The organism is Acuticoccus kandeliae (assembly GCF_003073115.1).
The window spans coordinates 1-286 of the sequence record NZ_QBBV01000185.1 but is presented as its reverse complement, the minus strand read 5'-3'; the positions used below and the strand labels follow the sequence as shown (position 1 = coordinate 286).

At 65.4% G+C, this 286-nt stretch carries 1 protein-coding gene; it reads left to right on the top strand.

Going from position 1 to position 286, the window contains the following annotated elements; genetic code table 11:
• Window positions 1-35: 35 nt before the first annotated feature.
• Window positions 36-286: class I tRNA ligase family protein (locus DBV35_RS29880; protein WP_245944160.1), on the top strand; the 251-nt coding region annotated here is incomplete at its 3' end.

The window sequence follows — 286 nt, the reverse complement described above, 5'->3', positions numbered from 1 at the left end:
ACGACATCCTGTTCTTCTGCGGCGTCCGGATGATGATGTTCGGGACCTACGTGATGGGGACGGCGCAGTTCCGCGACGTCTACCTGCACGGGCTCATCCGCGCCGAGCACGGCAAGAAGATGTCGAAGTCCAAGGGCAACGTCATCGACCCGCTGGCACTGATCGACTCCTACGGCGCGGACGCGCTGCGGTTCACCATCGCCCCCGGCTCCACCCCCGGCACCGACATGTCGCTGTCGGAGGAGTGGGTCGCCGGGTCCCGGAACTTCACCACCGAGCTCTGGAA